The following is a 23,308-nucleotide window of genomic DNA, read 5'->3' on the forward strand; positions in this document are numbered from 1 at the left end:
CGAGGAGGACTCGGCCAGATACTGTTCCTGTCATATCGACACCACCTTACCGGAGCACTATATGTCCACTATTTCGTTAGTCACCGGCGCCAGCCGTGGCCTCGGTCGCAATACCGCATTGAGCATCGCCAGCCACGGCGGCGACGTCATTCTGACCTACCGCAGCGGCGAAGCCGATGCCCGCAAGGTCGTCAGCCAGATCGAAGCCTTGGGACGCAAGGCCGTCGCCCTGCAGTTGGACGCCAACGACGTATCGACGTTCGCACGCTTCACCCAAAACGTCGCCGCTGCGCTGAAAGACGTCTGGGGGTGCGATACGTTCGACCACTTGGTCAACAACGCCGGCCACGGCGAGATGGCGGCCTTTGCCGAGACGACCGTGGCGCAGTTCGATGCGCTGATCAACGTTCACGTCAAAGGCGTCTTCTTCCTCACCCAAGCGCTGCTGCCCTTGCTCGCGGATGGTGGCCGCATCGTCAACCTGTCCACGGGACTGACCCGCGTGACCTACCCCGGTTTCTCGGCCTATGCCACGGCCAAAGGTGCAGTCGAGATTCTCAGCGTGTGCATGGCCAAGGAACTTGGCAGCCGCGGCATCACCGTTAATACCGTGGCCCCTGGCGCGATCGAAACCGATTTCCTGGGCGGTGCGGTGCGCGATATGCCCGAACTCAACAAGCAGTTCGCCGACATGACCGCGCTGGGACGGGTGGGTGTGCCCGATGACATCGGTCCGATGATCGCCAGCCTGCTGGGACCGGACAACCGCTGGATCACCGGTCAGCGCATCGAAGTCTCGGGCGGTCAGGTTATCTGACCTCTCCGATTTCTGCGCCGACGCGGCGCAGGGTGCGCTTATTCCACCGGCGTGATCACGCGGCCTGTGTCGAAGTAGGCCTGCAGGTTCTCCAGCATCAGGTTCTCCATGGCCAGGCGCGTCTCCAGCGTGGCGCTGCCGATGTGCGGCAGGACGACGGCGTTGTCGCTCTTGGTCAGGGCTTCCGGCACCTTGGGTTCGTGTTCGAACACGTCCAGCGCGGCGCAGCCCAGCTTGCCGGCTTCCAACGCGGCGACCAGCGCGGTTTCATCAATGACCGGACCGCGCGCGATGTTGACGATGATGCCCTTGGGGCCCAGCGCTTCCAGGACCGGCTGGTTGACCAGATGGCGCGTGCTGGGGCCGCCCACGGTGGCCACGATCAGGAAATCGGCCCATTTGGCCAGGTCTACCAGTGAGACCTCGTAGCCGTAGTCGATGTCATCGCGTTTGCGGCGGTTGTGATAGCGCACCTCCATGTCGAACCCGGTGCCGCGCTTGGCGATGGCCTCGCCGATCCGGCCCAGGCCCACGATGCCCAGCTTCTTGCCGCTGACGCGCAGGCCCAGCGGGATGCTGCCGTGCACCTGGCCCCATTGGCCGGCGCGCACGAACCGTTCACCCTGGCCCATGCGGCGGGCGCCGGCGATCAAGAGGCCCCAGGCCAGGTCCGCCACGCAGTCCGTCAACACGTCGGGCGTATTGCTGACCTGCACGCCACGCTTGTGCGCCGCCTCGACGTCGATGGTCTCGTAGCCCACGCCCCAGCTGCAGATCGCCTTCAGGTCGGGCAGCGCGTTGATGAGTTCGGCATTGGCGCCGAAGTTGGCGGACGTGACGACCGCGGTGATGCCCTTGCCGTGTTCGGCCAGTGCGGCCTTGCGGTCGGGGAATTTCCACAGCTCTACCACGTCGTACCGGTCGGCTAGGTTCTTGTTGGCGGAGGGGGAGCCGGCCAGCGAGCCGACCTGGATGATGCGATGCTTAGTGGTCATGTTGTCGTACGGGTGGGTGGCGAAAACGGTCATGCTACTTGATTCGGCCTTGAAATCGGCTGAGGGGATGCCCGCGGGCATCCCCTGGTGCGTGCCCCGCCGGCTATTCCAGGTGGATGTTGGCCTTCTGGATGACGTCCTTCCACCGCTTGACCTCGCCTTGCTGGAACGCGGTGAACTGCTGCGGCGTATTAGCCACGACTTCAAAGCCCAGGCCTTGCAGCGTCTGTTCCGTCTTCGGGTCGCGCAATGCGGTCTGCAGGGCCTTGGACAATTGCTGCACCACCGCGGGCGGGGTCCCCTTGGGCACGGCGAAGCCTTGCCACGAATACACCACCATGTCCTTGATGCCGGCCTCGGTCAGCGTGGGCACGTCGGGCAGTTCGGGCGTGCGCGCATCGCCCGTGATGGCCAGGGCCTTCAGCTTGCCTGCCTTGATATGGTTCTGCACGGCGCCCAGGTTCTGGAACGACACATTGACCTGACCGCCGATCAGGTCCGCGATCGCGGCCCCGCCGCCCTTGTAGGGCACGTCCACGCCCGTGCTGTCCGTACGCTGGCGAAACAGCACGGCGGACAGGTGGTCCGAAGAGCCCGTGCCCGACGACGCGTAGGAGACGCTGCCGGGGTGCTTCTTCGCATAGTCGACCAGTTCGGCGACGCTGCCGGCGGGAAAGGAGGTGGCGGCGACCAGCACGTTGGGATTGCGCACGGCCTGGGTCAGGTATTCGAAGTCCTTGCTGGGGTTGTACGAGAGGTTTTTGTAGAGCGCTTCGTTGATGGCGAAGGTGCCGATCGAGCCGACCATCATGGTGTAGCCGTCGGGCGTGCTGCGTGCCAGGGCCTGCGCGCCGATGGCGCTGTTGGCGCCGGGCTTGTTCTCGACCACGAAGGTCTGTCCCAGCAGCTTCGATAGCGCTGGCGTAACCGAGCGCGCGGTGATGTCGGACGAGCCGCCCGGCACGAAGGGCACGATCATGGTGACGGGTTTTTCGGGGTAGCCGGCGGCCTGGACCGCCGGCCCGCCAAGCATGACGGCGCCCGCCGCGAAAGCGCAGATCAGTTTATTCATGTTGTCTCCTGGTTCGCGTGATGATGAGAAGCCCGCCGCTCACGCGTTGCGTGCGGGCCTGGATCTGCGTCAGGTCAGTCGACCTTGGCGCCGGATGTTTTCACGACTTCTGCCCACTTCACGGTCTCTTGCGCCATGAACTGCTTGAACTGCGCCGGCGTGTTGCCCGAGGGCGTGGCGCCCTGGGCCTGCAATTGCGCGCGCACGGGCTCTTGCTGCAACGCGGCCGCCACGTCGCGCTGGATCTTGTCGACGATGGCGGGCGGCGTGCCGGCGGGGGCCAGCAGCCCGAACCAGCTGGATGCCTCGTATCCCTTCACGCCCGCTTCGGCCAGCGTCGGCACGTCCGGCAAGGCGGGCGAGCGCGCGGCCGTGGTGACTGCCAGCGGCCGCAGCTTGCCGCCCTTGATGTAGCCCATGGAAGAGGGCAGGTTGTCGAAGATCAGGTCGGCGGAGCCGCCCATCACATCGGTCAGCGCGGGGCTGCTGCCTTTGTAGGGTACGTGCGTCATGCGGGTGCCCGTCATGCTCTGGAACAGTTCGCCCGACAGGTGCGTGGAGGTGCCGTTGCCGGTGGACGCCATGTTGACGGTGTCCGGATTGGCCTTCAGGTATTTGATCAGGTCGGCCACGGTGCGGATGCCGTGCTTGTCGGCGAACTTGGGATTCAGTTCAAGTATGTTCGGCACCGGAATCACCAGCGTGACGGGCACGAAATCCTTGACCGGGTCGTAAGGCAGCTTGGCGTAGACGGACTGGTTGATCGCATGCGTGCTGACGGTGCCCATCAGCAGCGTGTAGCCGTCCGCGGCGGCGCGCGCGGCTTCGGCCGAACCGACGTTGCCGCCCGCGCCCGCCTTGTTGTCCACCACGACCGACTTGTTCCAGCTCTTGCCCAGTTCGGCCGCCACGACGCGCGCGGCGATGTCCGCCGTGCCGCCTGCGGGGAAGGGGACGATGATCCTGACATCGCGTTCCGGGTAGTCGGCCAGGGCGGGTGCCGCAGGCAGCAGGAAGGCGGTAGCCGTCAACAGGGCGGCGGTGAGCAACCGGCGGCGCAGGGGGGCTGCTTGCATGGAACGTGTCTCCTTGGTGTGCGCGTGGCCGCGCATCGTTTGTGGGAAATTCCGCCCCTGGCATGGCCCGAGGCGGCAAGCCGCAAGGCGCATGCGGCACCCTGCGTTTTGTTGCCGTTCTACTTGTCAAACAAATATAGGTATTGAGGTTATGCTTGTCAACCAAGTATACTTTTTTCACCTTACTTATCTGACAACTGGATCAGCCAGGAGCCCCGTCCATGAAAACTTCCCCGGTGTCCGCCCAGGACTTGCAGCGTTCGGTCATTGCCGTGCCGCCGTTGGCCCGCCACGACGATCTTTCCCTGAACGAAGCCGCCAACAAGGCGCTGCTGGGTCACCTGGAAGCCGGTGGCGTGCGCAACGTGATGTACGGCGGCAACGCCAACTTCTACAACGTGGCCGTCAGCGAATACGCGCGCATCGTGGACATGCTGGCCGGGCTGGCGGGGTCCGATACGTGGATCCTGCCGTCGGTCGGGCCCGACTACGGCAAGATGATGGACCAGGCGGCAATCCTGCGTTCGCGTCCGTTCCCGACGGCGATGCTGCTGCCCATGTCGTTTCCGTACACGGACGCCGGGCTGGCCGATGGCGTGCGGCGCTTTACCGATGCGCTGGGAAAACCTGCCGTGGTCTACATCAAGTCGGCTGACTACCTGGCCCCGGCCACCGCTGCGCGCCTGATCGAGGAAGGCCGCATCGTCGCGTTCAAGTACGCCGTGGTGCGCGACAACCCGGCAAAGGATCCGTACCTGTCGTCCTTGCTGCAAGCCGTGGATGCGCGCTGGATCGTCAGCGGCATCGGCGAACGCCCGGCCATCGTCCACTACCGCGACTTCGGCCTGAAGAGCTTCACGTCGGGTTCGGTCTGCGTGGCCCCGCGCGGCTCGATGCGCTTGCTGCACTTGCTGCAGGAAGGCCGCTACGACGAGGCCGAAGCGGTGCGCGAACATTACCTGGGCCTGGAAGACTGCCGCGACGGCATCAGCCCGATCCGCGTGCTGCACGACGCCGTGACCTTGTCGGGCGTGGCGGACATGGGGCCGATGCTGCCGCTGTTGACCGGCATCTCCGACGCCGAGCGCGAACGCGTGGCGCCTGTCGCGCGCGCGCTGGCCGCCTGGGACAAGGAAGCCGTGGCGGCCTGACCGTGAACGCGGCGGCTCCGCACCTCCCGTCGCACCGCCTGTTGGCGGTACGATGGGCGCTGTTCCCGCAAAGGTGAACAGGTCTAAGTATCCAGGAGGTTTCGTGGCCCGATCCAAAGCATCAACTTCATCCGAGCCGCAGGCGCCCGTCGAGTCCGACGCGTCGGGTTCGCCCCTGCTCGAACGCGGGCACCGGGTGCGGCTGGCGGATCAGGTCTACGGGCAGATTTTCGAGCAGATCGTGTCCGGCGGACTGAACGTGGGCGACAAGCTGCCCTCCGAAAACGAGATCTCGGAACGCTTCGGCGTATCGCGCCCGGTCGTGCGCGAGGCCCTGTTGCGCTTGCGCGCGGATGGCCTGATCACGGCGCATCAGGGCTTGGGCACGTTTGTCAGCCATCAGCCCGCGCCGCGCCTGAAGACCTTCAACGACGTGCAGAACGTCAGCGCCTACCTGCGCGCGCAAGAGGTGCGCGTGGCGTTGGAAGGCGACGCGGCCCGCCTGGCCGCATTGCGCCGCACGGACGAACAGTTGAAGAAGATTGCCGACGCCCACGCGGCGTTCGCCGACAGCCTGACGCACGGCCAGGTGTCGCCCGAGGCCGATCTGGCGTTTCACGCCAGCATCGCCGAAGCCAGCGGCAACGACTTTTATCTGGGGGTGCTGGAAAGCATCCACGAATCCATCAACGGCTTCATGCGGCTGACCTTGAGCCTGACGCGCACCGGTTCCCGGCAACGCGCGCAACGCGTCGTGGACGAACACGCGACCATCCTGGACGCCATCCGCGAACAGGACAGCGAGCGCGCCCGCGTGGCCATGCAGTTCCATCTGGGGCAGGCGCGACACCGACTGGTTGACCGCGAGCGCGACTGACATCAACGACCAACGGAGACAACGAGTGCAAGGCAATGGAGCAATAGCGAAGAACGTGCCGGTCGAGCAGGTCCGCGAACAGATCCTGCAGGTGCTGCAAGCCTGGGGCATGGACGAAGATCTGGCGCACACCACGGCCGGCCTCATGGCGCAGACGGATCTGCTAGGCATCGATTCGCATGGCATTTCGATGTTGCCCGCTTACGAGGAAAAGTGGCGCGCGGGTTCCTTGAAGCTGGATGCCCGTGCACGGATCGTGCGCGATGGCGGGGCCAGCGCCTTGATCGACGGCATGGGCGGCCTGGGTTACCCCGTGGCCTCACAGGCCATGCACCTGGCGGTCGACAAGGCGCTTACGCATGGTGTGGGCGCGGTGTCGGTCTGCAATTCGCATCACTTCGGCGCGGCCGGCGTGTATGCGCGCATCGCGGTGCAGCGCGGCGTGGTCGGCCTGGTCACCAGCAGCGCCAACGGCATCATCATGGTACCCACGCGGGGCGCCATGCCCATGCTGGGCACCAACCCCATCGCGTTCGGCGCGCCTGCGGCCCACAACGAACCCTTCTTGTTGGACATGGCGACCACCACAGTCGCCGCCAACAAGGTCAAGGTCTACGACTTTCTGGACAAGCCGCTGCCGCCGGGCTGGGCGGTCGACGGGCAGGGTGGGGCGGTCACCGACGCCGACGCCGCAATGCAGTTCATCTTCAAGCGCCCCGAGGGCGGCCTGACGCCGCTGGGCGGCACGTCGGCCATGAGCAGCCACAAGGGCTACGGCCTGGCGATGATGGCGCAGATCCTGGGCGGCACGCTCAGCGGCAGCGCCTTTGCCGCTCGGCGTGCGCCCACCCGCCGTCCGGGCGAACCGGACGACGTGGGGCATTTCTTCCTGGCCTTGAATCCCGACGCGTTCCGCGCCGCTGGGTCGTTTGAATCCGATATGGATGACATGATCGACGCGTTGCACGACACGCCGCCCGCCCAGCCGGACGAGCCCGTGCTGGTGGCCGGCGAGCCCGAGGCGGCGGAACGCGAGCGCAGGCTGCGCCAGGGCATTCCGATATCGGCCGCGCTGGCCGATCGGTTGCGCGGCATCTGCGAGCGCGCCGGCACGACGTATCTGCTGGAGGACATTTGCATCGGCTGATGCGGCCGTAACGCATCAAACGCTAGGCACAGACGATAGGAACAGACCCGGACACCGGGCGATATACCTACAACAACCATGAGGAGACAACCATGCAACAGAACAAACCCGTGGCGCACAGACGCCTTGCCATCCTGGCCGCGGCGTCGGCCGGCTTGCTGACCCTGCTGCCGGCGGCAGCGATGGCGCAGACCGGCGCCTGGCCTGCCAAGCCCGTCAAGCTGGTCGTGCCGTTCCCGGCCGGCGGCAGCACGGACTCCGTGGGCCGCTTGCTGGCGGCCGAACTTTCCAAGGAGTTGGGCCAAAGCGTCATCGTCGAAAACAAGGGTGGCGCCAATGGCAACATCGGCTCCGACGTGGTGGCCAAGGCCGAGCCGGACGGCTACACCTTGCTGCTGTCCGGCGTGGGATCGAACGCTATCAGCTACGCCGTCTACCAGAACATGCCCTACCGCAACAGCGACTTCGCGCATATCTCGCTGCTGGCGACGGGCCCCAACGTCCTGGTCGCCAACATGGAGTTCCCCGGCAAGACGTTTGCGGACTTCATCCGGCTGGCGCGCGAGAACCCGGGCAAGTACACGCACGCCAGTTCGGGCAGCGGCTCGTCGGGCCACCTCGCCATGGAAATGCTGAAGCAGGATGCCAAGATCGACCTGGTGCATGTGCCGTACAAAGGCGGCGCGGCCGCCATTACCGACATGATCGGCGGACGGGTCTCGGTGATGTTCCTGAACCAGGACACGCTGCTGCCGCAAGTCACCTCCGGCAAGCTGCGCGCGCTGGCGGTGGCCAGCGCGAAGCGCAATCCCGCTTATCCCGATACGCCGACTGTGGCGGAATCGGGTTATCCGGGCTTTTCGGCGGAATCCTGGTTCGGGTTGTCGGCGCCGGCCAAGACGCCGCCCGCCGTGATCCAGCGTTTGAATCAGGCCACCGTCAAGGCGCTGGCTTCGCCTGAGATCCGGCAGAAGCTCGAGAGCGTGGGCTTTGTGGTGGTGGGCGACGATCCGAAGTCGTTCTCGGCGTTCGTCGACAACGAAATCACGAAGTGGGGCAAGGCCGCGAAGGCCTCCGGCGCCCGCATGGACTAGGGCCTCTGCAAGGCTTCATGTAGCGTTAACAGGCCCTGACTGTTGTACCGCCGGGCTGCGGCCCGGCACACTCCGTATTCTCTTTTCTGCAAAAAACGAAGGCGGCAATGAACTCACCCTTACCCAATCGTTTCCGGCAACGCATCCTGGCCCGCGAACGACTCATCGGATTCTGGATGTGCATGTCCAGCCACATCACGGCCGAACTTGTCGGGCTGGCGGACTTCGATTGGCTACTTCTGGACGGCGAGCATTCGCCCAATGAAGTGCCGATGTTCCTGCAGCAGCTGCAAGCCCTGCAGGGCAGCGCCAGCGCCGCGGTAGGGCGGCCGTCGTGGAACGATCCGGTGCAGATCAAGCGCCTGCTGGATATCGGGTTCTACAACCTGCTGATTCCGTTCATCGAATCCGAGGCCGACGCGCGGCTGGCCGTGGCCGCCACGCGCTATCCGCCGCAAGGCATCCGCGGCGTTGCTGGCGCGCAGCGCAGCAACCGTTATGGCACGGTCCCCGACTATCTGCAGACCATCAACGACAACATCTGCGTGCTGCTGCAGATCGAAAGCCGTCCGGGCATCGATGCCGTCGACGAGATCGCGTCGGTGGAAGGGGTGGATGGCGTGTTCATCGGCCCGTCGGACCTGGCCGCGGCACTGGGTCATATCGGCAACCCAGGCCATCCCGAAGTGCAAGAGGCGATTCGCCACCTGCATCAGCGCGTCACCGCGCAGGGCAAGGCCGTGGGCATCCTGGCGCCGGTCCATGCAGACGCGCGCCGCTACCTGGACATGGGCATGCACTTCGTCGCGGTGGGCACGGACCTGGGAGTGTTCAAGCAGGCGACGTTCGCGCTGCGCGACGCCTTCCCGACCTGAAAAGGGCAGGGCTGCCCCGCCTTGGGGCGGCCCGGCGGTGGGGCGGCTGTTCTTCTGCAGATTGGGCTTTCCGTTTATTCCTCCAGCGCCAGCAATTCGCTGACGGTCTGGCGGCGCCGGATCAGGCGGGCGTTGCCGTTGTCGAGCAGCACTTCCGGCGCGAGCGGCCGGCTGTTGTAGTTGGACGACATCGACGAGCCGTAGGCGCCCGCGTTGTGGAAGACCATGAAGTCGCCGATGCGCGGCTGCGGCAGCAACTGGTCGGACATGACGCCGCCTTCATCCTGCGTGAACACGTCGCCTGATTCGCACAGGGGGCCGGCAACCGCGATGCGCGTTTCGGCCACGCCCTGCGGGGCCGAGCCGTCGGGCGCATGCACCGAGATGCGGTGATAGCTGCCGTACATGGCCGGGCGCATCAGATCATTGAAACCCGCGTCCACCAGCGCGAAATCGCGCTCGGGCCGGCGGTTGACCGAATGCACTTCCGACACCAGCACGCCGGCTTCGGCAACCAGGAAGCGGCCGGGTTCGATTTCCAGCCGGACCGGGTGGCCCAGGAATTGTTCGATGCGCTTGCGGGCCGCGTCCCACTGCTCGAAATAGTGGTCGCAATCGATGCGCGGTTCGCCGTCGCGATAGGGGATGGACAGGCCGCCGCCCGCCGAGATGGCTTCCAGGTCGTGGTCCAGCGAGCGCACCACGTCGACCATGGCGTCGCAGACGCTGGACAGGTGGCCGTAGTCGACGCCCGAGCCGATGTGCATGTGGACGCCGACCAGCTTCAAGCCGTAGCGGCGCACGATCGACACGGCTTCGGCGACGTCATCGATCCAGATACCGTGCTTGCTTTGCGGGCCGCCGGTATTGGTCTTGTTGCTGTGGCCATGGCCGAAGCCGGGGTTGATACGCAGCCAGACGCGGTGACCGCGCGAAGCCTGGCCCACGCGCTCCAGCATGTCCAGCGAACCCGCGTTGACGGTGATGCCGTGGCGGAGCACGGTGGCCAGCGTGGCGTGGTCGATCAGGTCGGCGGTGAAGACCATGCCTTCCGGTTCACCCTTGGGGTCGAAGCCCGCGGCCAGGCTACGTTCGATCTCGCCCAGCGATACGGCGTCGACGACCGCGCCTTCCTCACGCATCAGGCGCAGGATGTGCAGGTTGGAGCAGGCTTTCTGCGCGTAGCGGATGGTGTCGAAGCGGCGCAGTTGCGCGATGCGCTCGCGGATGACGGCGGCGTCGTACACCCACAGCGGCGTGCCGTGCTGGGTGGCGAGTTGGGTGAGTTGGCGCGGATCGAATGCCATGGCGGGCGGACCTTGATTGGGAATTGAAACCAGGCGGCATGATGCCTGTTCAAAGGCATCCAGTAAAATGCTTATATTTCAAAGATCCATTCATTCTTGATATGGGGTGGCCCATGCTGACCCATCGGCATATCGAAGTGTTCCGGGCGGTGATGATTGCCGGCAGCGTTACGCGGGCGGCCGAGCTGCTTAGCTCGTCGCAACCCACGGTCAGCCGCGAACTGGCGCGCATGGAGCACAGCATCGGTTTCGCGCTGTTCGAGCGCGTGCACGGGCGTCTGCGGCCTACCATGCCGGCGCTGGCGCTCTACGACGAGATCCGGCAGTCCTACGCAGGGTTGGAGCGCGTGGCGTCCGCCGCTGCCCGCTTGCGCGCCTTCCGGGGCGGCCAGTTGTCGGTGATCGCCTTGCCGGCGTTCTCGCATTCGATCCTGCCCGACGCGTTCCGGCGCTTTCATGATCTGCATCCCGGCGTCAGCCTGGCGCTCGAGGCGCAGGAGTCGCCGTTCCTGGAAGAATGGCTGACGGCGCAGCGGTACGACTTGGGGCTGACAGAACACGACGCGGCGCCCGCCGGCACGCGTGTGCAGCTGTTATTGCAAGTGGACGAGGTGTGTGTGCTGCCCGACGGGCACGCGTTGCTGGCAAAGCCGGCGATCGATCTGCCTGATTTCGAAGGGCACGCCTTCGTCAGTCTGTCGTCCAGCGACCCTTACCGGATCCAGATCGACGAAGCCTTCGCCGAGGCGGGGGTGCTGCGGCGGTCCATCGTGGAGACGCCCACGGCGGTGTCCGTGTGCACGTTCGTGCGCCAGGGGCTGGGCCTGGCCATCGTGAACCCGCTGACGGCGCTGGATTTCGCGGGGCGCGGACTGCACATCCGTCCGATGCGCCGCTCGTTCCCGTTTCGCGTCAACGTGGTGTTTCCCGAACATCGTCCGGCAAATCCGCTGGTGGACGCGTTCATGGCGTCGCTAGCCGCCGCGGCCGACGCCATCAAGCGCCAGTTGGCGTCACGCATGGCGCAGGGCGGGGCGTAGTAGGAATAGCGGCGCGCGTGGCGTTTCGAGCAGGCAACAAAAAAGGATGCCCTGGGGCATCCTTCTTCATTTGCCGTATTCATGACGCCCCAAAAAGCAGGGGCGGCAGAATCTTAGGCCAGCGCCTTGATAGCGGCAGCCAGGCGGCTCTTGTGGCGAGCGGCCTTGTTCTTGTGGATGATGTTCTTGTCAGCCACGCGATCGATCACGCTCGAGGCCTTCTGGAACACTTCGCCAGCCGAAGCCTTGTCGCCAGCGGCGATGGATTGGCGAACGCGCTTGATGGCGGTGCGCAGCATCGAGCGCAGGCTGGAATTGTGCTTGTTGCGCTCAACGGATTGGCGAGCGCGCTTGCGGGCTTGGGCGGTATTGGCCATGTTGCTATATAAGTTGAATTCGGCAAAGTCGAACATTGTAGCAAGTCCCTGCGGGATTGCAAGCTTTTAATGTTTGATCTACCGATGGAGCGCCCGTCAACCGGGCGGGGGGCGCTAAGGGAAAGGTTCCTGGGCTGGAGAACCCGTAGCTGGAAAGACAATTCCCAAACTTGAGCACTCTTAGCTGGACAACCCTGGCGGATGGTCCTCAAAAAGCCTTGAGGAAAAACCCGCGGCGCCTACTGGATAAAAACACGGTACTGAGTATACAACGAAGCGGGCCGCAGGCACAGGCCCGAGGCACAGCGTTGTCAGGCGGCGACGTTGATCGACACGAACCAGGGCGTGAAGCGCCGGACGCTGATCGGCATCATGTCTTCAAGGGTGGCCAGCGCGGCATTGGTATCGTCCAGCGGGAAATGGCCCGACACCGGCAAGCCGCCAGCCGCCATGGACAGGCGCAGCGTGCCGGTGCGATAGGGCCGCAGCGCGGCAATCACTTCGGCCAGCGGGCGGCCGCGGGCGTCGACCCAGCCGGATTCCCAGGCCGCCTCGGCCATGAGCTCGGCGCGGGGGGTATCCATGCGGGACGCGTCGAAACGGGCGCCGGTGCCGGCGCGCACGGAACCGTGGGCGCCCGACATGGTTTCCACTTCCACTTCATGTTCGTGCACCACGACGACGGTGCGTTGCGCCTGCTGGCGGACCATGTAACGGGTGCCCAGGGCGCGCACGGTGCCCTCGGCGGTCTGCACCAGGAAGGGGCGGCGCGCATCGGGGGCGACGGATACGGTCACGGCGCCATCCAGCAGGCGGACCTGGCGGTAGGCGGGCGTGAAATCCAGATTGACGCGGCTGCGTGCGTCCAGCAGCAATTGGCTGCCGTCCGACAGCACGTACCGGCGCCGTTCGCCGGTGGCCGTGGCAGCGTCCGCGGCCATGTTGTTCAGCGGGTAATAGGCGTTGCCGACATAGGCGGCGCAAGCGCCCGTACTGGCGAGCGCCAACGCACCGGTCAGAAAGCGGCGTCGGGCCGGCATGATGGCCGGAGGCGGAGGGATCAGCGGCTGCGCGGGCGATCCGGCGGCGTACCCGGCAGGGTAAGCGTCGCCGAGCCGGCCGAATGTCGATCCTGAGAGCGAGCCTGTCAGCTGTTGCCAGGCATTCTCATGGACAGGGTCAGCCGCACGCCACGCCAGGAAGTCGTTGTAGTCCTGCGCGGTCGCTTTGCCGGAGCGCAGCAGCAGCAACCAATTGATCACCTGGTCCGCCATGGGTTGTCCTTGGGCGTACTTCACTTCATCTTCCCGCATGCGGTGCTGGCGGGGATCCTTTCGATGGCAATTTGTAAATAATAAAGGTTTTTTACCAAAGATTACGGCCCGATTGTCAATTCTTGACGAATCTAAAGCAAAAAAGCCGGCTGAAGCCGGCTTTTTGATGGGGAAGGTACCCTAACGGCCGAAATTACCGGCTGGGACGTCGTCCAAAATCTCTAGGACGGAAGCCAAAGAGTAACAACATTCCGAAGTAGACCAGGCCGCTGGCGGCCAATACGCCGCCCAGCCAAGCCGCGCGCAGGCCGGAATGGGCCTGCAGGCCCATCCAATCGATCCGCCCGTCGGCATACCAAAGCAGGGCAGACAGCGCGGCCAGCGCGGGGATCAGGCGCAGTGCGAACACCGCCCAGCCGGGGCCCGGCTGATACACGCCACGGCGGCGCAGGCCGATCAGCAGCGCCAGTGCATTCAGGCACGCACCCAATCCGATGGCCAAGGCCAGGCCGGCGTGGGCCATCAGCGGCACCAGCGCCACGTTCATCAGCTGTGTCAGGATCAGCACGCCGATGGCGATCTTGACCGGTGTGCGGATGTCCTGCTTGGCGTAGAAGCCCGGCGCCAGGATCTTCACCGACAGCAGGCCGATCAGGCCGACCGAATAGGAAATGACGGCCAGGCGGGTCTGCAGCACGTCTTGGGCGGCGAAGGCCCCATAGTGGAACAGGGTGGCGACCAGGCCGTCCGACAGCAGCGCCATGCCCACCGCGGCAGGCAGGCCCAGCAGCAGCACCAGGCGCAGGCCCCAGTCCAGCAGGGCGCTGTAGCCGCCGTGGTCGTCGCGAGCGTGCGCGGCGGACAGGCTGGGCAGCAGCACCGTGCCCAGGGCGACGCCCAATAGCGCGGTGGGAAATTCCATCAGGCGGTCGGCAAACGACAGCCACGTCACGCTGCCCGGCGTCAGCCAGGTGGCGATGTTGGTGTTGATCAGCAGGGAGATCTGCGCCACCGAGACGCCCAGCGTGGCGGGGGCCATCTGCTTGAGGATGCGCTGCACGGTGGGGTCGGCCCACGCTTCGCGGAAACGCAGGGAGAAGCGCGGCGTGAGGCCCAGCCGCGACAGGGCGATCCACTGCACCGCCAACTGGGCCACCCCGCCGATCATGACGCCGATGGCCAGCGCGTAGACGGGGATGTCCATGCGGGGTGCGAGCCAGATGCAGGCGGCGATCATGGAAAGGTTCAGCAGTACCGGCGTGAACGCGGGGACGGCGAAACGGCGCCAGGTGTTCAAGACGCCTGAGGCGAAGGCGATGAGCGACATGCAGAAGATGTAGGGGAACATCATCCGCGTCATCCAGACGGCGGCGCCGAATTCGGTATCGCGGGCCGCGCCGCGCAAGCCGCTGGCCATGGCGGACACTACCCACGGGGCGGCCACGATGCCAATCAGCGTGATCAGCATCAGCGCGGCCGTCAACAGCAGGGCCACGCGGTCAAGCAGGGTGCGGACCTCTTCTTCGGACCGGTTGTTGCGCGCGGAGCCCAGGATGGGCACGAAGGCCTGGGCGAAAGCGCCCTCGGCGAACAGGCGCCGCAACAGGTTGGGAATACGGAAGGCGACCCAGAAGGCGTCGGTGATAGGGCCGGCACCAAAGGCGCGGGCGACCAGGATGTCTCGGATCAGGCCGGAAATGCGGGACAGCAGGGTGAAGCTGCTGACGGTGGCCGCCGAACGGAACAGGCTCATGGATGGGGACTACGTAAAAATGGGGCCGATTGGCCCCGTAAACACAATGCCCGTTGAAAGGGGCCCTGCTCCGCCACACGCTGCTTCACACAAGAATGCCTTTTTCCCGCCGGGCCGCCCCAAGGGAAAAAGCGCCCCCTCGGGGGCAGCAAGCGTGCGAAGCATGCGCGGCGTGGGGGCATTATTTCGGGGGCATGCGGATGGCGCCGTCCAGGCGGATGGTCTCGCCGTTCAGCATATCGTTCGTGACGATGCTGTAGACCAGCTTGGCATAGTCTTCCGGACGACCCAGGCGCGCGGGGAAGGGGATGCTGGCGGCCAGCGAATCCTGCACTTCCTGGGGCATGCCGAAAATCATCGGCGTGCCGAAGATGCCCGGGGCGATGGTCATGCAGCGGATGCCCGTCTTGGCCAGATCGCGCGCGATCGGCAGGGTCATGCCAGCCACGCCGGCCTTCGATGCGGCATAGGCCGCCTGGCCGATCTGGCCGTCGAACGCGGCGACCGAGGCCGTGTTGATCATCACGCCGCGTTCACCGGTGGGCTCGGGCGTATTGGCGCTCATGGCCTCGGCGGCCAGGCGCATCATGTTGAAGCTGCCGATCAGGTTGATCGACACGACCTTCTGGAACAGGTCCAGCGGATGCGCGCCGTTCTTGCCCACGATCTTGGCGGCGGGCGCGACGCCCGCGCAGTTCACCAGGCCGAATAGGGCGCCCAGTTCGAGCGCCGCGGCGACGGCGCTCTTGCCGTCGGCTTCCTGCGTCACGTCGCAATGCACGTAGCGCTGGCCGAGTTCCTTCGCCAGGGCCTGGCCGGGCTCGTCCTGCACGTCGGCGATGACGACCTTGGCGCCGTTTTCCACCAGCATGCGCACGGTGCCTGCACCCAGGCCGGACGCGCCGCCCGTAACGATGAATACCTTGTTCGCGATTTCCATGTCTCTACCACCAGATCAGTTCAAGGGGATGAATGCGGCGCGGCGGGCGCCGAATGTGACAAGGCCTTCGGGCCGGGGCAGGAACGCATCGCGTTCGGCCGGCGCCGAAGGCCTGTGGGCCATCAATGCGCCAATCAGCTGTTGACGGCCTCGAAGAGGCGCGACTTGATTTCGTCGACGGCACCCACGCCCGAGATCTTGCGGTACTTGGGGGCTTCAGCGGCGTTCTGCTGTGCCCAGGTCGAGTAGTAGTCGACGAGGGGGCGCGTTTGTTCGCGGTACACGGACAGGCGGTGGCGAACGGTCTCTTCGCGATCATCGTCGCGCTGGATCAGTTCTTCGCCGGTGACGTCGTCGCGGCCTTCCACTTTGGGCGGGTTGAAGCGCACGTGGTAGCTGCGGCCGCTGGGCTGGTGCACGCGGCGTCCGCTCATGCGTTCGATGATGTCCTCTTCGGGGACTTCGATTTCCACGACGTAGTCCAGCTTGACGCCGGCGCTTTTCAGCGCGTCGGCTTGCGGGATCGTGCGGGGGAAGCCGTCGAACAGGTAGCCGTTCGCGCAGTCGGGCTGCGTCAGGCGGTCCTGGACCAGGCCGATGATGATCTCGTCGGAAACCAGACCGCCGGCATCCATGACCTTTTTGGCTTCAATACCCAGCGGCGTGCCTGCCTTCACGGCGGCTCGCAGCATGTCGCCGGTGGAGATCTGAGGGATGCCGAAGTGCTGGGTGAGAAACGCGGCCTGGGTGCCTTTGCCGGCGCCGGGAGGTCCGAGCAAGATAAGACGCATGAGTGCTCCTGATGGGGTTTATTTTTTGTGATCCGGGGGATTATGCCGCAACGCAGCAGCCAATGCGGAGCCGCGCTATGGGAAATAACCCTTATATCTGTTTGCTGTAGATCAACCGGACGCGCTCCAGATCCGCCGGGGTATCTACCCCTGCCGCAGGAGGGCTGGAGGCCCGGTGGACGACGATGTGGTGGCCATGTTCCATGGCGCGCAGCTGTTCCAGCGACTCGAACCGTTCCAGCAAGCCTTGCGGCAGGGTCGGGAAGCGGCGCAGGAAGGACACGCGGTAGGCGTACAGCCCGATGTGATGCCAGGCGGGCAACCCGTCGGCCAGCACGCGTTCACCAGCGGCCAATGCGTCACGCGCCCAGGGAATGGGGGCGCGCGAGAAATACAGCGCGCGGCCGTCGACGGCACAGACCAGCTTGACGACATTCGGGTTGAAGAGCGCGTCCGCGTCGGCCAGCGGGCAGGCGCAGGTGGCGATATCGGCTTCCGGATGGGCCTGGAGCTTGGCTGCGACGGCGTCGATGAGTTCGGGTTCGATCAGCGGTTCGTCGCCCTGGACGTTCACCACGATAGCATCGTCGGGCAGGCCCAGCTGCTCCACGGCTTCGGCCAGGCGATCAGTGCCCGTGGGGTGGTCGCCGCGCGTCATCAGCGCGGTCAGGCCATGGGCGTCGGCGGCAGCCTGGACGCGGACGTCATCCGTCGCGATGTACAACTGCGATGCGCCCGACAGGGCGGCCCGTTCGGCCGTGCGCACGACCATCGGCTTGCCGGCGATGTCGGCAAGCGGTTTATCAGGCAGGCGGGTCGAGGCGGTCCGCGCCGGGATCAGGGCAATGAAACTCACGATGGGGGCGTTCAGTTGGCGGCGGGCGTTTCGTCCAACGCGCGGGCTTCCGACTCCAGCATGACGGGGATGCCGTCACGCAGCGGGAAGGCCAGGCGGTCGGCGCGGCAAACCAGTTCGGCTTGCTGCCGGTCGTGTTCGAGGCGGCCCTTGCACAAGGGGCAGACGAGGATGTCGAGAAGTCGGGATTCCATGACCGCGATTCTAAAACAGTTTTGCGGGTGGACAGCGGGTAGCTTTCCTCGGGGCGACACCCATTTGCAGACCAAAGGAATACTGGTTTCCGTTCATTTGTTAATTCATGTCATGTTTTGCATTGAATGCTGCAAATTCGGGGACGGTTCGTCGCTATCATCCGCCGCGTTTCTCGGTAAAGGAAAGCAACGCAATGGATGCGAATACCCTCAAGATCGGATTGATGCTGATCATTCTGGTCTGGTCAATCATCAGCTGGATCACCTATATGGTGCGGCGCAGCGACAACAAGGGGGCGTTGCGCGAGTTAAAGCAGCAGGGCGAGGCGCTGCGCCCCATGACCAGCGAAGAACGCGCGCTGGTGCAACCCTTCCTGGTGTCTCCCGCCAATCCCAAGAAGGCCGCCAGCCTCGTCAATGAGGGCATCGTCGCGCTAAAGGGGCCTTTCGTGCGCCATGGGCTTCAGACCGGCCAGGGCGGGTCCACCATGCATGACACCTTGGGCGGGGTCGACGTGGTGTTGCCCTATGACGCCCGCGATTACCTGCTTGAGGACAATCAGGCCGAAGTGGCGATGACGGAAAAATTCGCCATTGTTGTGGCGCTGAACGGCCAATTCGACATCGCCGGCGGCCGCGACCGCGATCTGCGCCGGCAGAAGCAAGGCCAGCAGTGGTCAGGCGGCAAGGTGGGGGCGCTGCAAGACGTGGTGCCGGTGGACGCGTCGGCGGAAAGCGGGGAAGACGAGCGCGAGCTGGCAGACGCCCTGCGTGTGGAGATCCTGAACCAGCGCGATGAGACGCCCGCTGAAATCGCCGAGCGCCAACGCCCCGGGATCGGATTCTGGATTGCGATGGTGTGGCTGCTGGTCTTTGCCGGCCTGGCCGCGACCGTGGCTGGCGGCGGTGTCGCCTTTGCGGGCGCAGCGGCGGCGCTGGCAGTGCTGGCGCTGTGGCTGACCTGGCGACGCCGGGCGCCGGATGCGCCGCAGAAGGTGAACCGGGCGCGCGGCGAGCTCAATGCCGTCGTGCTGACCAATCCGGAGAACACGCAGGCCGTGTCCACCCAGCTGTTCCTGGGCGACAAGCTGCCGATCAAGTTGCCTGACCATTGGCGCAGCACGCTGACCTTGCCTGACGACGGTCGGGTTGACGTGGACGTGCGGGTGGACGACTACGCCGTCCTGCGCTTGGGTAGCAACTATTCGGTGGATGAGGAGCAGCGCCGGTTTCCGCGTGTCTACTGGGGCCGCCATGCCACGCTTGCGCTTGTCGGGGTGCTGGCCGGAATCGCGGTGTGGGCAACGGCAGACAACCTGAAGGGCGATGCGGCGTTGACGAGCGCCTGGCTGCGCGGCACGCCAGCTCGCAGCTATGAATCGGCGGCTGCCCTGACCCAGGACCCGCCGGGCTTCGGCACGGTGGTGTCGCTGCAGGGCCACGGGCGCTGCGAGTTGCGCCGCATCGACGAGTTCGACCGGGCGGCTTTCGATTGCCATCGCTTGCGGTGGGACGGGGCGACGCCGCAGGCGGCTGCGCTGGAGGTGGATGCGCCCATCCTGCAGCTGTATTCGGGCGACTTCCTGAAGACTCGGCCCAACCCGATGATGGACATGATGATCCGGAGCCAGGCCATGCGCCAGATGGGCGACAACCCGATGGCGCTCTACGGTGCCCGCTCCCTGTCGGCCGAGACCGTGGTCGGACTGAGCAAGACCGTGCTGACCATCGAGTCGGCGTGCGAGTCCGCCACCGGCGCTGCGATTGCCGCGTGCGACCAATTGAAGAAAGCGTTTGTCGATGGCCTGCTGCTGGCCAGGGAAGAGCCCGGGAATTGGCTGGAGCTGTTCCGGCTGGTGGAGGCCGGGGCGTTCAACGCCAATGGGCGCAGGGATGACGGCGTGCTGATGTCGCGCGACGTGCGCCGTCTGCGTGAGCTTGCCCAATCCAGCATGGAGCCGGCGATCAAGGCCGCGCTGGACCGCGCGTCCCGCAGCGCGATAGCGACCCAGAAGGGCGGCGTGATTCTGAACGTGCTGCCAGGCCCTTATGCCACGTTGCCCGACTTGAAGGACCTGCACAACGAGGACCTGTTGGCGGCCTGGGGCCAGCAGAAGACGGTGATGTCACCCGAAGGCGCAATGCCGTTCAAGCTTGCCGGCATGGTGGTGGGAGCGGGCGCCGATGCGTCGGGCGCGCCGGAAATCACCGTGGATGCCTCGCGCAGCCTGGATGATCCATGGCCGGCCGCGGCCCGCATGGCGTGGCTGGCGCTGGCGGCTTTGCTGGTGCTGGTGCACGCGCCCCTCGCGCTGATCCGCATGCGGGCCTCCTCTGCACGCCAGCGCGCCTTGCAGGAATATGCGCAGCAGCGCAGCGCTGCCAAGCCCGCGTTTTTTTAGGCGCGGGCGCGGGCAGGCTGGCGCAGGGCCTGCGCCAGCCAATCGAACAGTTGCGGGTCCGAGAAGGCGGCCTGCACCGGCACTTCCCACAACCGTGCATCGTGCAAGGCGGCGCACTTGATCGCGTCCTTGGACGTGACGAGGATGGTCTCCGCCGTGATCGCCTGGAAGGGCGATTCCGCATAGTCGTGGTGATCCGGCAGGGGCAGCGTCGCATCCAGCGCGATACCGGCGGCGCGCAGCGTCGCGAAAAACCGTTCGGGGTTGCCGATACCGGCCGCGGCCGCGATGCGCGGCTGCCCCGCATAGGCGGACAACGGCCGGGTGGCGCCACCTTCGATCTGGCGGGTTTCGCCCGGCTCCAACCACATCCGCACCTGGCGTGGACGGGCATTGCCCGTTGCCGCCGGGCGGCCGTCGGCGGTGCCGATATTGGTCACCACCACATCCACATCTTGCAAGCGGCTGGCGGGTTCACGCAAGGGGCCGGCGGGCAGCAGGCGGCCGTTGCCGATGCCGCGTTCGTCCTGCACGACGATTTCGATGTCGCGGGCCAGCGCCAGGTGCTGCAGACCGTCGTCCGAGACGATCACATTCACCTCGGGATGCGCTTGCAGCAGGGCCTGGGCCGCCAGGGCGCGTTTGGGATGCACCGAGACGGGGGCGCCGGTGGCGCGGGCGATCAGGGCCGGTTCGTCGCCGAAGCGGGCGGCTTCCAGGGCGCCGGTCCCGACACGGGCGTGTCCGTCGATCTTGACGCCATAGCCCCGGCTGACCACGCCGGGCGTGTAGCCGCGGGCGCGCAGGCCCTGGACCGTGGCGATCACCATCGGCGTCTTGCCCGTGCCGCCCACATAGACGTTACCCACCACCACCACCGGCACGGGCGCGCGGTAGGCGGGGCGGGTGCCGTCCAGGTATTGCCTGCGCTTGCGCGCCACCGCCCATGCGGTCAGCGCGGACAGGGGCAGCAACAGGCTCGAAAGCCAGCCGCCGTGCTGCCACTGGCGCGCCAGCAGCGAGGCAGAAGAACGCGGGGTGGTCACCGGGAGGTCTGGGCGGCGAAGTTGACGCGGCCGATGCCGGCCAGCCGGGCGGCTTCCATGACGTTGATCACGGATTGGTGGGTGGCTTGGGCGTCGGCGTTGATGACGACCAGCGGCTCGGGCTTGCCGGCCGCGGCCTGACGCAGGGCGTCGGCGATTTCGGGCGGGGTGGAAACGTCGATCAGGGTGCCGTTCAGGGCGTAGCGGCCGTCCTGGCTGACGGCGACTTCCAGCGCGGGGGGCGTGTCCTGTTCCGACGATGCCTGGGGTAACGTCACCTTCAACTGCGTGAAACGCGCGAACGAGGTGGTGGCCGCCAGGAAGATCAGGATGACCAGCAGGACGTCGATGAGCGGAATCAGGTTGATGTCCAGTTCATCGCGGTCGCCCCGGGAGCCGCGGAAATTCATGAACGTCCCTCGCGCGAAGCGGGAAAGGACGACACGGCGCGGACCAGGCGCGACGCGGATTGCTCCATGGCGCTGAGGTAGCCGTCGACGCGGCTGCGCAGGTAGCGGTGCGCGATCATGGCGGGAATGGCGATCAGGATGCCGAAGCCGGTGTTGTACAGCGCCATCGAGATGCCGCGCGCCAGTTGGGCGGGGTCGCCGCCGCCGGGCGTGTACGAACCGAAAATTTCGATCATGCCGACCACGGTGCCGAACAGGCCCATCAGCGGCGCGACGACGGCGATGGTGCCGATGGCGGGGATGTAGCGACTGAGGTCATGTGCGACGGCGCGGCCAGTGTCTTCGACCACGTTGCGCAGTTCTTCGCGGGGCAGATGACGGTGACGCATCACTTCGGCCAGCACGCGGCCCAGCGGCGAGTTGCGTTCCAGCCGGTTGATCGATTCGGGGGTGTCCTGGTGGTTGCGCAGCATGTCGGCTACCTGCTCGTTCAGGCCACGGGGCAGGATCAGGCTGCGGCGCAGGGAAAGGAAGCGCTCGAAGATCAGCGCCAGACCCAGCACGGATGTCGCCAGCAGGGGCCAGATAGGCCAGCCGGCCTCGCGCAAAATGGAAAGCAAAGCGTTCAACTCCCGGGAAACCGTGGCGCGCAAGGTGGCGCGCATCGGCATCTGATCAAGCCGAAACTGTAACGGTGCGGCGGGGTTGTGGCAAGGCGGGTTGACCCCGGAATTATCCACAGAAGTTGTGGATAATTCTGTGTAAAACTCTGCCAGAACGCTTGTGGGCACAGGGCTTGCGCTTGTTTGCTTCAAAAGAGCGCAGTGGTGTTTATGTAAAAATCCCATATAAATCAATGAATTGCACGGAAATTGCTGGCTGTCTGGCCCGTTGCTGCAAAAAACTGTGGACGCGGTATCATTGCGGCCCGCTACGTATGCCCTGTGGACAGGTACGCATCGGAAAGCCTCATGACAATTGAATTTGCAGTCACAAACAACGCATTCGCGCGGGATATCCTGACGGTTGCCCAGCTGAACCAAGCAGTGGGGCAGTTGTTGGAGCGCAGCATCCCGGCAATATGGGTGCGCGGAGAGATTTCCAACTTCACGGCGGCGGCTTCCGGGCATTGGTACTTCACGCTCAAGGACAGCCGGGCCTCTGTGCGGGCTGTCATGTTCCGCAGCCGCGCCAGCGCGGTCGGTTTCGTGCCCCGGGCTGGCGATCAGGTCGAAATCCGGGCCAGGGTTTCCCTGTACGAGCCCCGCGGCGACTATCAGCTGCAGGCCGACGCCATGCGCCGGGCCGGGCTGGGCAACCTATATGAAGCATTTCTGCGGCTGAAAGAGCAATTGGCCTCTGAGGGCCTGTTCGATCCGGCCCGCAAGCGAGAGCCTGTCCGCCTGCCGCGCGCCATTGGCGTTGTCACGTCGCTGCACGCGGCCGCGCTGCGCGACGTGCTGTCGGCGCTGGCCCGGCGCGCGCCGCAGGTGCCGATCATCATCTATCCGGCCCCGGTTCAGGGCGCGGACGCCGCCGGCCGCTTGGCGGCCCAGGTCCGTATGGCCAATGAGCGGGCCGAAGTCGATACCCTGCTGCTGGTTCGCGGCGGGGGCAGCATCGAAGATCTCTGGAGCTTCAATGACGAAGACCTGGCACGCCAGGTGGCCGCCAGCGAGATCCCCGTGATCAGCGGCGTCGGGCACGAGACCGACTTCACCATCGTGGACTTCGTGGCCGACGTGCGCGCGCCGACGCCGACCGCCGCCGCCGAACTGGCCTGCGTGCCGCGCTCCGAACTGCTGGGCCGCGTC

General features: G+C 65.7%; 23 protein-coding genes. 9 read left to right on the top strand and 14 right to left on the bottom strand.

Features of this window, described 5'->3' with window-relative positions:
- Positions 1-61: 61 nt before the first annotated feature.
- A complete protein-coding gene (locus AC27VE_RS22565) occupies positions 62-817 on the top strand; it encodes an SDR family NAD(P)-dependent oxidoreductase (protein WP_280028704.1) in 756 nt (251 codons plus the stop codon).
- A gap of 38 nt (positions 818-855) precedes the next feature.
- Here AC27VE_RS22565 and AC27VE_RS22570 read toward each other — a convergent pair whose 3' ends face one another.
- From AC27VE_RS22570 to AC27VE_RS22580, 3 genes are all read right to left on the bottom strand, one after another.
- A complete protein-coding gene (locus AC27VE_RS22570) occupies positions 856-1,812 on the bottom strand; it encodes a 2-hydroxyacid dehydrogenase (protein WP_488705033.1) in 957 nt (318 codons plus the stop codon).
- A gap of 103 nt (positions 1,813-1,915) precedes the next feature.
- Entirely contained in the window at positions 1,916-2,884 is a 969-nt protein-coding gene (locus AC27VE_RS22575) for a Bug family tripartite tricarboxylate transporter substrate binding protein (protein WP_488705024.1), read from the bottom strand.
- 74 nt (positions 2,885-2,958) lie between these two features.
- Positions 2,959-3,960 carry a Bug family tripartite tricarboxylate transporter substrate binding protein gene (locus AC27VE_RS22580; protein ID WP_006225444.1) on the bottom strand — a complete coding sequence of 334 codons (1,002 nt, stop codon included), beginning with the start codon at positions 3,958-3,960 and terminating at the stop codon, positions 2,959-2,961.
- Between the two features lie 221 nt (positions 3,961-4,181).
- Here AC27VE_RS22580 and AC27VE_RS22585 point away from each other — a divergent pair, with 221 nt between their 5' ends.
- The 5 genes from AC27VE_RS22585 (at position 4,182) to garL (ending at position 9,104) form a co-directional block, all read left to right on the top strand.
- Entirely contained in the window at positions 4,182-5,111 is a 930-nt protein-coding gene (locus AC27VE_RS22585; protein WP_006225445.1) for a dihydrodipicolinate synthase family protein, read from the top strand.
- A 52-nt stretch (positions 5,112-5,163) separates the two neighbouring features.
- Positions 5,164-5,988 carry a FadR/GntR family transcriptional regulator gene (locus AC27VE_RS22590; RefSeq protein ID WP_488705025.1) on the top strand — a complete coding sequence of 275 codons (825 nt, stop codon included), beginning with the start codon at positions 5,164-5,166 and terminating at the stop codon, positions 5,986-5,988.
- Between the two features lie 25 nt (positions 5,989-6,013).
- Positions 6,014-7,135, top strand: coding sequence for an Ldh family oxidoreductase (locus AC27VE_RS22595; RefSeq protein ID WP_088589998.1), 1,122 nt, complete (start codon positions 6,014-6,016; stop codon positions 7,133-7,135).
- A gap of 92 nt (positions 7,136-7,227) precedes the next feature.
- Positions 7,228-8,229 carry a Bug family tripartite tricarboxylate transporter substrate binding protein gene (locus AC27VE_RS22600; protein WP_088589999.1) on the top strand — a complete coding sequence of 334 codons (1,002 nt, stop codon included), beginning with the start codon at positions 7,228-7,230 and terminating at the stop codon, positions 8,227-8,229.
- A 107-nt stretch (positions 8,230-8,336) separates the two neighbouring features.
- The gene (gene garL / locus AC27VE_RS22605) at positions 8,337-9,104 is read left to right on the top strand and encodes a 2-dehydro-3-deoxyglucarate aldolase (RefSeq protein ID WP_035213403.1); all 768 of its coding nucleotides are present in this window, start codon (positions 8,337-8,339) and stop codon (positions 9,102-9,104) included.
- A 74-nt stretch (positions 9,105-9,178) separates the two neighbouring features.
- On the opposite strand, the gene lysA is transcribed toward garL, so the two are convergent.
- The gene (gene lysA, locus AC27VE_RS22610) at positions 9,179-10,411 is read right to left on the bottom strand and encodes a diaminopimelate decarboxylase (RefSeq protein WP_488705026.1); all 1,233 of its coding nucleotides are present in this window, start codon (positions 10,409-10,411) and stop codon (positions 9,179-9,181) included.
- A 113-nt stretch (positions 10,412-10,524) separates the two neighbouring features.
- Between lysA and AC27VE_RS22615 the strand changes: the two genes are divergently transcribed.
- Positions 10,525-11,451, top strand: a complete 927-nt coding sequence (locus tag AC27VE_RS22615; RefSeq protein WP_488705027.1) for a LysR family transcriptional regulator — start codon at positions 10,525-10,527, stop codon at positions 11,449-11,451.
- A 113-nt stretch (positions 11,452-11,564) separates the two neighbouring features.
- Here the strand turns inward: AC27VE_RS22615 and rpsT are convergent, their stop codons facing one another.
- The 7 genes from rpsT to AC27VE_RS22650 all read right to left on the bottom strand — a co-directional run bounded on the left by rpsT (position 11,565) and on the right by AC27VE_RS22650 (position 17,636).
- Entirely contained in the window at positions 11,565-11,828 is a 264-nt protein-coding gene (gene rpsT / locus AC27VE_RS22620; RefSeq protein WP_006225453.1) for a 30S ribosomal protein S20, read from the bottom strand.
- A gap of 311 nt (positions 11,829-12,139) precedes the next feature.
- Complete coding sequence (locus AC27VE_RS22625) at positions 12,140-13,102, bottom strand: FecR domain-containing protein (protein WP_427958022.1); 963 nt, start codon at positions 13,100-13,102, stop codon at positions 12,140-12,142.
- 193 nt (positions 13,103-13,295) lie between these two features.
- Positions 13,296-14,855, bottom strand: a complete 1,560-nt coding sequence (gene murJ / locus AC27VE_RS22630) for a murein biosynthesis integral membrane protein MurJ (protein ID WP_488705028.1) — start codon at positions 14,853-14,855, stop codon at positions 13,296-13,298.
- Between the two features lie 181 nt (positions 14,856-15,036).
- Positions 15,037-15,795, bottom strand: coding sequence for a 3-hydroxyacyl-CoA dehydrogenase (locus tag AC27VE_RS22635; RefSeq protein WP_006220294.1), 759 nt, complete (start codon positions 15,793-15,795; stop codon positions 15,037-15,039).
- Between the two features lie 134 nt (positions 15,796-15,929).
- A complete protein-coding gene (adk, locus tag AC27VE_RS22640; protein WP_315139388.1) occupies positions 15,930-16,586 on the bottom strand; it encodes an adenylate kinase in 657 nt (218 codons plus the stop codon).
- Between the two features lie 91 nt (positions 16,587-16,677).
- Positions 16,678-17,442 (bottom strand): 3-deoxy-manno-octulosonate cytidylyltransferase, encoded by a 765-nt coding sequence (gene kdsB / locus AC27VE_RS22645; RefSeq protein WP_488705029.1) that lies wholly within the window; start codon positions 17,440-17,442, stop codon positions 16,678-16,680.
- 11 nt (positions 17,443-17,453) lie between these two features.
- Positions 17,454-17,636, bottom strand: coding sequence for a Trm112 family protein (locus AC27VE_RS22650; protein WP_006225458.1), 183 nt, complete (start codon positions 17,634-17,636; stop codon positions 17,454-17,456).
- Positions 17,637-17,830: 194 nt separating this feature from the next.
- Here AC27VE_RS22650 and AC27VE_RS22655 point away from each other — a divergent pair, with 194 nt between their 5' ends.
- Positions 17,831-20,038: an IgaA/UmoB family intracellular growth attenuator gene (locus tag AC27VE_RS22655; protein ID WP_488705030.1), complete on the top strand. Its 2,208-nt coding sequence runs from the start codon at positions 17,831-17,833 to the stop codon at positions 20,036-20,038.
- Here the strand turns inward: AC27VE_RS22655 and lpxK are convergent.
- From lpxK to AC27VE_RS22670, 3 genes are read right to left on the bottom strand one after another with little or no spacing between them, the layout of a single operon-like run.
- Positions 20,035-21,084 (bottom strand): tetraacyldisaccharide 4'-kinase, encoded by a 1,050-nt coding sequence (gene lpxK / locus AC27VE_RS22660; RefSeq protein WP_488705031.1) that lies wholly within the window; start codon positions 21,082-21,084, stop codon positions 20,035-20,037. The genes AC27VE_RS22655 and lpxK overlap by 4 nt on opposite strands.
- Positions 21,081-21,494: an ExbD/TolR family protein gene (locus AC27VE_RS22665; RefSeq protein ID WP_315844975.1), complete on the bottom strand. Its 414-nt coding sequence runs from the start codon at positions 21,492-21,494 to the stop codon at positions 21,081-21,083. Before AC27VE_RS22665 ends, lpxK begins: the two co-directional genes overlap by 4 nt.
- A complete protein-coding gene (locus tag AC27VE_RS22670) occupies positions 21,491-22,114 on the bottom strand; it encodes a MotA/TolQ/ExbB proton channel family protein (RefSeq protein WP_088590123.1) in 624 nt (207 codons plus the stop codon). The genes AC27VE_RS22665 and AC27VE_RS22670 overlap by 4 nt, the downstream gene beginning before the upstream one ends.
- Positions 22,115-22,465: 351 nt before the next feature.
- On the opposite strand from AC27VE_RS22670, the gene xseA reads away from it, so the two are divergent.
- On the top strand, positions 22,466-23,308 hold an 843-nt coding region (gene xseA, locus AC27VE_RS22675; RefSeq protein WP_488705032.1), incomplete at its 3' end, for an exodeoxyribonuclease VII large subunit.

This window comes from Achromobacter sp. 18P8.1.1 (assembly GCF_057799415.1).